This window comes from Teichococcus aerofrigidensis (assembly GCF_054073225.1).
This window is the reverse complement of sequence record NZ_JBSXMU010000123.1, coordinates 1-9138: the sequence shown is the minus strand read 5'-3', so window position 1 is coordinate 9138 and position 9138 is coordinate 1. Positions and strand designations below refer to the sequence as shown.

Here is a 9138-nt window from a genome sequence, read left to right as displayed (position 1 = left end):
GCGGCGGGCTCGGCGGCGTCGGCCGCGCCTCGGGCGTCGCCGGCTGGTTCACCGTGGGATTGGGCTCGGGCTCCGGGGCGGGCGGCGCCGGCATCGGCAGGGGCGCGGGCGCCTGGGCGAGCTGGGGCGCATCCGGCGTCACCAGCTCGACCGGGATCGCTTCCTGCGGCGGCGGCAACTCCCGCCCGGGAAGCTGGAACAGGAGCAGCAGACCGACCAGCGCGTGCAGCGCCGCCGAGATGCCGCCCCAGAATCGCAGGCCATGCGGGGCCATGAGGAGGTCCGTCCGGTCCCGTCTCAGCGCCGCGGCTGCGCGGGCGCGGGCGCCTGCCCGGGCTGCGCCGCCGGGGTGCCGGAGGGGGCGCCGGAGGGGGCACCGGAGGGCTGTTCGGCCAGCAGCGCCACCTTGGTGAAGCCGGCGGAGGAGACAGTGCCCATGACCTCCATCACCCGGCCGTAATTGATGCCGCGGTCGCCGCGCACGAAGATGCGCCGCTCCGGCGCGCCGGCCGGCTGGGATTCCATGATGGCGCGCAGCTGCGGCACCAGGTTCTCCAGCGGCACCTCGCTCTCCTGCACGAAGATCCGGCCCTCGGCATTGACCGAGATGGTCAGCGGCTCGGTCTCCTGGTTCAGCGCGCTGGCGCTGGTCTTCGGCAGGTCGATCGGCACGCCGACCGTCATCAGCGGCGCCGCGACCATGAAGATGATCAGCAGCACCAGCATGACGTCCACCAGCGGCGTCACGTTGATCTCGGCCATGGCGCGGTAGCGGCCGCGCCGGCCCGGGCCGCCCGGCCCTCCGCTGGACATCGCCATGGCGTCAGCCCCGCTCCTCGGCCTGGCGCGACAGGATGGCGCCGAACTCGGCCGCGAAGCCCTCCAGCCGGCTGGCGAAGCGCGCCAGGTCGGTGGTGATCTTGTTGTAGGCGAGCACCGCCGGAATGGCGGCGACCAGCCCGATGGCGGTGGCGAAGAGCGCCTCGGCGATGCCCGGCGCGACCACGGCGAGGTTGGTGTTCTGCATCCCCGCGATGGCCGAGAAGCTGTTCATGATACCCCAGACGGTGCCGAACAGGCCGATGAAGGGGGCCACCGAGCCGACCGAGGCCAGGAACACCATCCAGCGCTCCATGCGGTCCATCTCCCGCTGGATGGCGACGTTCATCGCCCGCTCGGCGCGCTGCTGCACACCGGCGAGATGGCCGGTCTCGCCCTCGGGCCGGGCGGCGCTGCGCTGCCACTCGCGCATCGCCGCGCCGAACACGGCGGCGATCGGGTGAGTCGGGCGCTCGCCCTCCTGCTGCTGCAGGGCATCGAGACTGCCACCGGACCAGAACCGGTCCTCGAAGGCATCGGCGGCACGGTTCACCCGCCGGATGGTCGTGATCTTCTCGAAGACGATCGCCCAGACCCAGACGCTGGCCAGCAGCAGCCCGATCATGACCGCCTTGACCACCCAGTCCGCCTGCAGGAACAGGCTCCAGAGCGAAAGATCGTGTGCCATCTGACCGAGGTTCGACGCGCTCACGCTGTCACCCACGGCAATCTCCTTCTATCGCCTCCGGCCGCTTCAGGCCGGGGCAGGTCCATCGTCCAGCGCCGCGCGGAAGGCGCCGCGCCAGGGCTCGGGGACGGCCACCGGGCGCATCCCCTCGGCGCGCACGCAGACCAGCCCCACCCGCAACGCCGCCTTCACCCCGCCCGCCTCGTCCAGCACCCGCTGTTCCAGATCGACGGACGCGCCGCCGAAGCGGAGAATCCGGGTTTCCACAACCAGGGGTTCGTCCAGCCGGGCGGGGGCCACATACTCCACTTCCATGCGCCGCACCACGAGCAACGAAGCGTGACGTTGAATCATAAGTTGATGCGGCAAGTTTATGGCACGCAACGATTCCGTCCGCCCGCGTTCTGCCCAACGCAGATATGTCGCGTGGTAGGCGATGCCGCCGGCATCCGTGTCCTCGAAATAGACCCGGACCGGAAAGCGGTGCGGCCAGACCGCAGCAGGGGGCGCCTCTGCCATCAGAGGTTGTCCCGCAGGAGGTCGGCCTGGGTGCCCGCCGGCGGCGCCATGCCCAGATGCCGCCAGCCGGGTTCGCCCAGAACCCGCCCGCGCGGCGTCCGCAGCACGAAGCCCTCCTGGATCAGATAGGGCTCGACCACCTCCTCCAGCGTGTCGCGCCCCTCGGCCAGGGCGGCGGCCAGGGTCTCGACGCCGACCGGCCCGCCATGATGGTGCTCGGCGATGCGGCGGAGATAGCGGCGGTCCATCGAATCGAGGCCCTTCGCATCCACCTCCAGCCGGTTCAGCGCGCCATCGGCCATGGCGCGGTCGGCGTGGTGGCCGGAGACCAGGGCGAAATCGCGCACCCGGCGCAGCAGCCGCCCGGCGATTCGCGGCGTCCCGCGCGAGCGGTTGGCGATCTCCTCCGCCCCTTCCGCGCTCAGCTCGAAGCCGAGCTTCTGCGCCCCCCGCCGGACGATCAGCAGCAGCTCGGCCGGTGTGTAGAACTGAAGTCGGAGCGGGATGCCGAAGCGGTCGCGCAGCGGCGTCGCCAGCAGCCCGGCCCGCGTCGTGGCGCCGACCAGGGTGAAGGGCGGCAGGTCGATCCGCACGGTGCGCGCCGCCGGCCCCTCGCCGATGATCAGGTCGAGCTGGAAATCCTCCATCGCCGGATAGAGCGTCTCCTCCAGCGCCGGCTGCAGCCGGTGGATCTCATCGACGAAGAGCACGTCGCGCGGCTGCAGGTTTGTCAGGATGGCGGCGAGGTCCCCGGCCCTCTGCAGCACCGGGCCCGAGGTGGCGCGGAAGCCCACGCCGAGCTCGCGCGCCACAATCTGCGCCAGCGTGGTCTTGCCGAGGCCCGGCGGGCCGTGCAGCAGCACATGATCCAGCGCCTCGCCCCGCGCCTTCGCCGCCTGGATGAAGACGGCGAGGTTCTCGCGCAGCGCCTTCTGGCCGGTGAAGTCGTCCAGCACCTGCGGGCGGAGGGTGGCCTCGGCGGCATCCTCCTCGCCCCGCTGCGGGTCCAGCACCCCCTCGCTCCTCGACGGGCCGCTCATGACGGGCGCCCGGACGGCAGATGGATCATCGCGGCGCCAACTCCTTCAGGGCCTCGCGGATCAGCGGCTCCAGCGCCGCCCCCTCGCCCAGCCGCTCGGCCACGCGGGCGACGGCGGCGCCGGCCTCGGGCCGCTTCCAGCCCAGATTGGTCAGCGCCGAGATGGCCTCGGCCACCGCCTTCTCGGCCGGCGGCAACTGCGCCGCGACGGCCACGGTGCCGGGCGAGACGCCGGGCCCGGTCGGCATCGCGCCGACCTTGTCGCGCAGCTCCGCCACCAGCCGCGCGGCGAGCTTGGCGCCCACCCCCGGCGCCCGGCTGAGCGCCCCGCGGTCGCCCGCCATCAGCGCCCGCGCCATGTCAGCCGGGGAGAGCGTCGAGAGCAGGGCTAGCGCCACCTTGGGGCCGACCCCCTGGATGGCGGTCAGCAGGCGGAACCAGTCGCGCTCCGCCGCCTCGGCGAAGCCGTAGAGGATGATGGCATCCTCCCGCACCACCGTCTCCACCAGCAGGGCGCCGGTGCCCGGGGGCTGCGGCAGGGCGGCCAGCGTGCGGGCCGAGCAGGCGACGAGATAGCCGACGCCGTTGACATCGAAGATGCAGCCGCCCTCGAAGGGCGTGTCCAGCCTGCCGGTCAGCTTGCCGATCATGCCGGCACATAGCCCTTCGCCAGCGCCAGCCGGCTGGCGCGGTGGTGCGCGTGGCAGATGGCGACGGCCAGCGCATCGGCGGCATCGGCCCGCCGCAGCGTGGCGCCGGGCAGCAGGCGGCGCACCATGGCCGAGACCTGCACCTTGTCGGCATGGCCGGTGCCGACCACGGCGCGCTTCACCTCCATCGCCTGGTACTCGGCGACCGGCAGGCCGGCCAGGGCGGGCGCCAGCAACACCACGCCGCGCGCCTGGCCGAGCTTCAGCGCCGCACCCGGGTTCTTGTTGACATAGGTGTGCTCCACCGCCGCCTCCTCCGGGCACCAGTGTTCCATCAGCGCGTTGAGCGCGCGGTGGATCTGGCAGAGCCGCTCCGCGAGGGACAGCGCCGTGTCGGTCGAGATCACGCCATCCGCCAGATGGCGCAGCCGGCTGCCATGGCTCTCCACCACGCCCCAGCCGGTGTGCTGGAGGCCGGGATCGAGGCCGAGCAGGCGGATGGCGCCCCCCATGCCCCGCGTCAGGCCGAGAGCTTCTGCAGCACGGCGTCGGGCACCTCGAAATTCGCCGTCACCGTCTGCACGTCGTCGTGCTCGTCGAGCACGTCGATCAGCTTCAGCACCGAGCGTGCCTTCTCCTCGTCCAGCTCGACCGTGACATTGGGCCGCCATTCCAGCTTGGCGCTTTCGGCCGGGCCGAACTTCTCCTCCAGCGCGTCGCGCACGGCGAAAAGATCCTCGATGGCGGTCAGGACCTCGTGCCCCTCCTCGCCGCTGGCGACATCCGCCGCGCCGGCCTCGATGGCGGCCTCGAGCATCGCCTCCGCATCCGCCGCATCGGCCGGGTAGCGCACCACGCCGTTTCGTTCGAACTGGAAGGAGACCGAGCCGGTCTCGCCCAGCGCGCCGCCATACTTGGAGAAGGCGGAGCGGATGTCGGAGGCGGTGCGGTTGCGGTTGTCGGTCAGCGTCTCGACGATGACGGCGACGCCGGCCGGGCCGTAGCCCTCGTAGCGCACCTCGACGTAATCCTCGCCCCCCGCCGCGCCCGTGGCCTTCTTGATGGCGCGGTCGATGGTGTCCTTGGTCATGTTCGCCACCCGCGCCGCCTGCACGGCCGAGCGCAGGCGCGGATTAGCCGCGGGGTCCGGCAGGCCCTGGCGGGCGCTGACCGTGATCTCGCGGATCAGCTTGGCGAAGACGCGGGCGCGCTTGGCGTCCTGCGCGCCCTTGCGGTGCATGATGTTCTTGAACTGGGAATGGCCGGCCACGCGATGCTACTCCGGGATTCTCGGGATGTTCCGGGCTTTGCGCGGAGCTATACCGCCGCCCGGCGCGGGATGCGAGGGGGCGCGGCCCGCCCCCCTACCCGCGGCGGCCACGCCTCCCCTTGATGGACAACGGGTGAACCGCACCTTACTGCAGTGCAATATCCAGGAGGCCTGCATGGAAACTCTTCCCTGGCGCGACACGCCCAGACGCTTCGGGCGCGTGAGCCGCATCCTGCACTGGGGCATGGCCGCGCTGTTCGCCTGGCAGTTCCTCGGGATGATCCTCAAGGTCACGCTCGGCCGGCATCCGGTGGCCGGCGTCTTTGTCGGCACGCATGCCTCGGTGGGCTTCCTGCTGCTGCTCCTGGTGCTGGCGCGGGGGAGCTGGGCCTTGTTCAACATGCGATGGCGGCCGCAGCCCGACCGGGGCTGGCTCGGCCACGCCGCCATGGCGGGCCACCTTGCCCTCTATGCGCTGATGCTCATCGTGCCGGCCCTGGCCCTGCTGCGCAGCTACGGCTCCGGCCGCGCCTTCGCCCCCTTTGGGCTTCCCCTCTTCCCCGGCTTCCAGGGCGGCCCGATCGGCTGGATGGTGGCGCCGGGCAACGCCCTGCACGGCTGGCTCGGCTGGACCCTGCTGGCGCTGATCGCCGGCCATGTCGCCATGGTGGTGCTGCACCGCTTTGTCTGGCATGACGAGGTGCTGTCCCGGATGGCCGGCGGTCCGCGCCGGGGTCGGGCACCCCGGCCCGACCTGGCCGGAACGCGCTGAGAAGGAAGAGGCCGCGCATGAACGACGCCACCCGTCCCGCCGCGGCGGCGGACCATCTGATCACCAGCCAGGAGGCGCTGCAGGCGCATTACGCGCCACCGCGCGAGCTGGTGATGAAGAAGGTGGCCGACCGGATCGACCCGCGCACGGCCCGCTTCATCGCGGCGAGCCCCTTCTGCGCCCTGGCCACCTTCGGCGCGCGCGGGCCGCATTGCACGCCGCGCGGCGACGCGCCCGGCTTCGTGGACGTGCTGGACGAGAAGACCCTCGCCCTGCCGGACCGGCGCGGCAACAACCGCATCGACGCGCTGCGCGACATCGTCGACAACCCCGCCCTGGCCCTGCTCTTCCTGGTCCCCGGCGCGGGCGAGACGCTGCGCATCGGCGGGCTGGGGCGGATCAGCACCAATCCGGCGCTGTGCGAGCGCTACGCGGTGCAGGGCCAGACGCCGGCCACGGTGCTGCTGATCGAGGTGCGGGAAGTGTTCATGCAGTGCCAGCGCGCCATCCTGCGCTCCCGCGTCTGGGGCGAGCGGGCCAAGCCGCAGGACCTGCCGAGCGCCGGCGAGCTGCTGGCCGCGCACACCGGCGGCCTCGTCGACGCCGCGGCCTATGACGCCGAGGCGGCGCCGCGGGTCGGCGCGACCCTCTACTGAGCCTCGGAAGCCTGAGCCTTAGAAGTGCGGCCGGGGGGGGGGCCCCCCCCCCCCCCCCCCCCCGCACCGGCGCCACCTCCTGCGCCAGGCCGGTGGCGTCGTCGGTGCGGACCAGGACGCCGCTGAGCGTCGCCGGCCCCTCGGCCGGAGCCAGCTTCTCCCCCGGCACCTTCTTCCAGAAGCGAAGCGCCGCGCCGCCCTTCTGCATGCCGATGACGCTGTCATAGTCGCCGCACATGCCGGCATCCGTCATGTAGGCCGTGCCCCCGGGCAGGATGCGATGGTCGGCGCTCGGCACGTGGGTGTGGGTGCCCACCACCAGGCTGACCTTGCCGTCGAAGCTGTGCGCCATGGCCATCTTCTCGCTCGTGGCCTCGGCATGGATGTCGATCATCGCCGCCTGCACCGTCCCGGCGGCGCCCAGGCTGTGCCGCGCCAGCTCGGCCTGCACGGCGCGGAAGGGATCGTCCAGCGGCTCCATGAACAGCCGGCCCATGGCGTTGATCACCAGCAGCTTCCGCCCGCCCGCGACCTCGACCACCGTGGCGCCGCGCCCGGGCGTGCCGGGCGGGTAGTTGAGCGGGCGGATCAGCCGTGGCTCGCCATCGATGAAGCCGATGATCTCCTTGCGGTCCCAGGAATGGTTGCCGAGCGTCAGCACATCCGCCCCGGCCGCCAGGAAGGCGCGCACCATGTCGGGAGAGACACCGAAGCCGTGGCTGGCGTTCTCGACGTTGACCACCACCGCATCGGCGGCGAGGCGCCGGCGCAGCTCCGGCAGGGCCGCGGTCAGCGCGTCGCGCCCGGAGCGGCCGACGACATCGCCGAGAAACAGGATCCGCACGTCACTCAAACCTTCTCGATGGGGATATAACCACGCTCGGTGGCGATGCCGGCCAGCGGCCGGTCATTGGGGCCGGCCGGCACCGACGCCACCTCCTGTGCCGTATAGCCGACGCCGATCGCGGTCGCCGCCGGCAGCGCGGCCAGGGTCCGGTCATAATAGCCGCCGCCATAGCCGAGGCGCAGGCCCCGGCGGTCGAAGGCCAGCAACGGCACCAGCAGCCAGTCCGGCACCGCCGTCCCGGCGCTCTCGGCAGGGACGGAGGTGCCGAAGCGGCCCGGCACCAGCGCCTCTCCCGGCCGCCACCGCCGGAAGAGCAGCGGCCGGCCGCGCGGCGGCGTGACCGGCAGGGCCAGAACATGCCCCCGGGCGGCGAGCGCGTGCAGCAGCGGCCGGATGTCGATCTCGGCGCCCATCGGCCAGAAGCCGCCGACCACGGCGCCGGGCGGCGGCGGGGCGGCCCGCAGCAGATGGCCGGCCAGGGCCTCGCCCGCCCCGGCATCGACCCCGGTATCGTCCAGGGCGTCGCGCCGTTCCAGGGCGCGGAGTCGCGCCGCCGCCTTCGCGCTTGCGAGCGACGGGGGGTCCGGCAGGCCGGCTTCGAGGGGGGAGGGAATGTTGCGCGGAGCCGCCATGGCCGTTGGCGTCTTATCCTCCTAAGGCCTGCTAGCGCAGGTGGGCGCCAGATAGCCGGACCACGATCCGGCCAGAGCCAGCTCCCGGAGGATGCTTATTGGCCCCAGGGATAAATTGCCTGACGCGCCCGACAGCCCCGCAACGGACATTTAGGGACGGTCGAGCGTCGCGGCAATGCCCTCGATCCGTTCCGCGAGCCGGCCGAGACGCTCGGCCAGGCGGGGATCGGCGGCGGGGGCGGCACCGGACTGGCCCGCCCGGGCCTGGGACAGCTCGACGCGCAGGTCATGGATCTCGTCGGCCAGCAGCAGGGCGGCCAGCAGCAGCAGGCGGCTCTCGCCGAACTGCCCGCCCATGGCGCGGATCGAGGAGACCCGCCGGTCGACATCCGCCGCGAGCGCGATCAGATGCCCCTCCTGGCCGTCCTCGCAGGAGACGGGATGGGTATAGCCGCCAACGCGAACCGTGACCTGACCCAAGCTCAGCTCTCCTTGTGCTCGTCGTCCGGCAGGCCGGGCGACGTCGTCTCATCCAGTCCCGGCCCGGCGGGCTCCGCCGGGGCCTCGGCCCCTTCCACCTCCGCCAGCGCGCCCCGCAGCCTCAGCAGCGCGTCGTCGAGCCGCGCGGAGAGCGCCGCCAGGGCCTCCGGCGGAACGCCGGGCGGCGCACCCGCCGCCGTGTCCAGCCGGCCCAGCACCGCCGCCAACCGCTCGACCGCCCGTTCCAGCCGTGCAGCGGCCTGATCCACCGCGTCGCTCATGCCGCCGCCTTCGCCCCAGCGTGATACCTCATGATGAAGGCTTTAAGCGGCGCAAGCATCCAGGGTCAACGGATGCCCGTCCGGCGGTGCTTCCGCCCGCCTTCCATCGGAGCCTGGAAGCCCGCCGCCGCCGCCTCCCCGGACCATGGCGGGCCAGGCCTCGCCGCGCTATGCGGGGGCGCATGATCCTGGCTCCGGCCGTGACCGTGCATGATGCCGCCGGCGCGCGGATGGCCCTGGCCGCCGCCGCCCGGCGCTGCCCCGGCGCCACGCTGCCCCTCCTGTCGCCCCCCGGCGCCGCGCGCTGGCTCACGCCGGAGACCTTCCTGGCGATGCTGGCCCCCGCCCGGCGCGACTGGCCGGGACAGCCCTGCCTGCCGGTTCTGGACTGCGGCGATGCCCCCGGCTTCGCCCTCGCCGCGCTGCGTGTCGGCCTACCCGCCGTGGTGCTGGGCGCCGGGGCGCCGGGACGGCCGGCGGTGGAG

The 9138-nt window shown here is 72.9% G+C and carries 12 protein-coding genes, 1 other RNA gene and 3 pseudogenes; 3 read left to right on the top strand and 13 right to left on the bottom strand.

Annotation, left to right across the window (positions count from 1 at the left end; all coding sequences use genetic code 11):
• The 8 genes and pseudogenes from ACVMLK_RS17855 to ACVMLK_RS17820 all read right to left on the bottom strand — a co-directional run.
• Positions 1 to 274, bottom strand: a pseudogene (locus ACVMLK_RS17855) (hypothetical protein); the annotation flags it as partial.
• A 23-nt stretch (positions 275 to 297) separates the two neighbouring features.
• Positions 298 to 819 carry a protein TolR gene (tolR, locus tag ACVMLK_RS17850; RefSeq protein WP_457487162.1) on the bottom strand — a complete coding sequence of 174 codons (522 nt, stop codon included), beginning with the start codon at positions 817 to 819 and terminating at the stop codon, positions 298 to 300.
• A 4-nt stretch (positions 820 to 823) separates the two neighbouring features.
• On the bottom strand, positions 824 to 1543 hold the full coding sequence (gene tolQ, locus ACVMLK_RS17845; protein ID WP_457487161.1) for a protein TolQ: 720 nt from the start codon (positions 1541 to 1543) through the stop codon (positions 824 to 826).
• A gap of 30 nt (positions 1544 to 1573) precedes the next feature.
• A complete protein-coding gene (locus ACVMLK_RS17840) occupies positions 1574 to 2026 on the bottom strand; it encodes a YbgC/FadM family acyl-CoA thioesterase (protein WP_198367349.1) in 453 nt (150 codons plus the stop codon).
• Positions 2026 to 3066 (bottom strand): Holliday junction branch migration DNA helicase RuvB, encoded by a 1041-nt coding sequence (gene ruvB, locus ACVMLK_RS17835; RefSeq protein WP_422923420.1) that lies wholly within the window; start codon positions 3064 to 3066, stop codon positions 2026 to 2028. The genes ACVMLK_RS17840 and ruvB overlap by 1 nt, the downstream gene beginning before the upstream one ends.
• A 25-nt stretch (positions 3067 to 3091) precedes the next feature.
• Positions 3092 to 3715, bottom strand: coding sequence for a Holliday junction branch migration protein RuvA (ruvA, locus tag ACVMLK_RS17830; protein WP_198367351.1), 624 nt, complete (start codon positions 3713 to 3715; stop codon positions 3092 to 3094).
• Positions 3712 to 4227: a crossover junction endodeoxyribonuclease RuvC gene (gene ruvC / locus ACVMLK_RS17825; RefSeq protein WP_422923418.1), complete on the bottom strand. Its 516-nt coding sequence runs from the start codon at positions 4225 to 4227 to the stop codon at positions 3712 to 3714. The genes ruvA and ruvC overlap by 4 nt, the downstream gene beginning before the upstream one ends.
• 8 nt (positions 4228 to 4235) lie before the next feature.
• Positions 4236 to 4985, bottom strand: a complete 750-nt coding sequence (locus tag ACVMLK_RS17820) for a YebC/PmpR family DNA-binding transcriptional regulator (protein WP_422923416.1) — start codon at positions 4983 to 4985, stop codon at positions 4236 to 4238.
• A gap of 175 nt (positions 4986 to 5160) precedes the next feature.
• On the opposite strand from ACVMLK_RS17820, the gene ACVMLK_RS17815 reads away from it, so the two are divergent.
• Both ACVMLK_RS17815 and ACVMLK_RS17810 read left to right on the top strand, forming a co-directional pair.
• A complete protein-coding gene (locus ACVMLK_RS17815; RefSeq protein ID WP_457487160.1) occupies positions 5161 to 5757 on the top strand; it encodes a cytochrome b in 597 nt (198 codons plus the stop codon).
• 17 nt (positions 5758 to 5774) lie between these two features.
• Positions 5775 to 6413, top strand: coding sequence for an MSMEG_1061 family FMN-dependent PPOX-type flavoprotein (locus ACVMLK_RS17810; protein WP_457487159.1), 639 nt, complete (start codon positions 5775 to 5777; stop codon positions 6411 to 6413).
• A 52-nt stretch (positions 6414 to 6465) separates the two neighbouring features.
• Here the strand turns inward: ACVMLK_RS17810 and ACVMLK_RS17805 are convergent.
• The 5 genes and pseudogenes from ACVMLK_RS17805 to ACVMLK_RS17785 all read right to left on the bottom strand — a co-directional run.
• Positions 6466 to 7257 (bottom strand): annotated as a pseudogene (locus ACVMLK_RS17805) (TIGR00282 family metallophosphoesterase); the annotation flags it as partial.
• Between the two features lie 5 nt (positions 7258 to 7262).
• A complete protein-coding gene (locus ACVMLK_RS17800) occupies positions 7263 to 7892 on the bottom strand; it encodes a 5-formyltetrahydrofolate cyclo-ligase (RefSeq protein WP_198367357.1) in 630 nt (209 codons plus the stop codon).
• Positions 7879 to 8033, bottom strand: a non-coding RNA gene (gene ssrS, locus ACVMLK_RS17795) — 6S RNA. The genes ACVMLK_RS17800 and ssrS overlap by 14 nt, the downstream gene beginning before the upstream one ends.
• Positions 8034 to 8042: 9 nt before the next feature.
• Positions 8043 to 8372, bottom strand: a complete 330-nt coding sequence (locus ACVMLK_RS17790) for a cell division protein ZapA (protein ID WP_198367358.1) — start codon at positions 8370 to 8372, stop codon at positions 8043 to 8045.
• Between the two features lie 2 nt (positions 8373 to 8374).
• Entirely contained in the window at positions 8375 to 8653 is a 279-nt protein-coding gene (locus tag ACVMLK_RS17785; RefSeq protein ID WP_198367359.1) for a hypothetical protein, read from the bottom strand.
• Between the two features lie 182 nt (positions 8654 to 8835).
• Between ACVMLK_RS17785 and ACVMLK_RS17780 the strand changes: the two are divergent.
• A pseudogene (locus tag ACVMLK_RS17780) lies at positions 8836 to 9138 on the top strand (hypothetical protein); the annotation flags it as partial.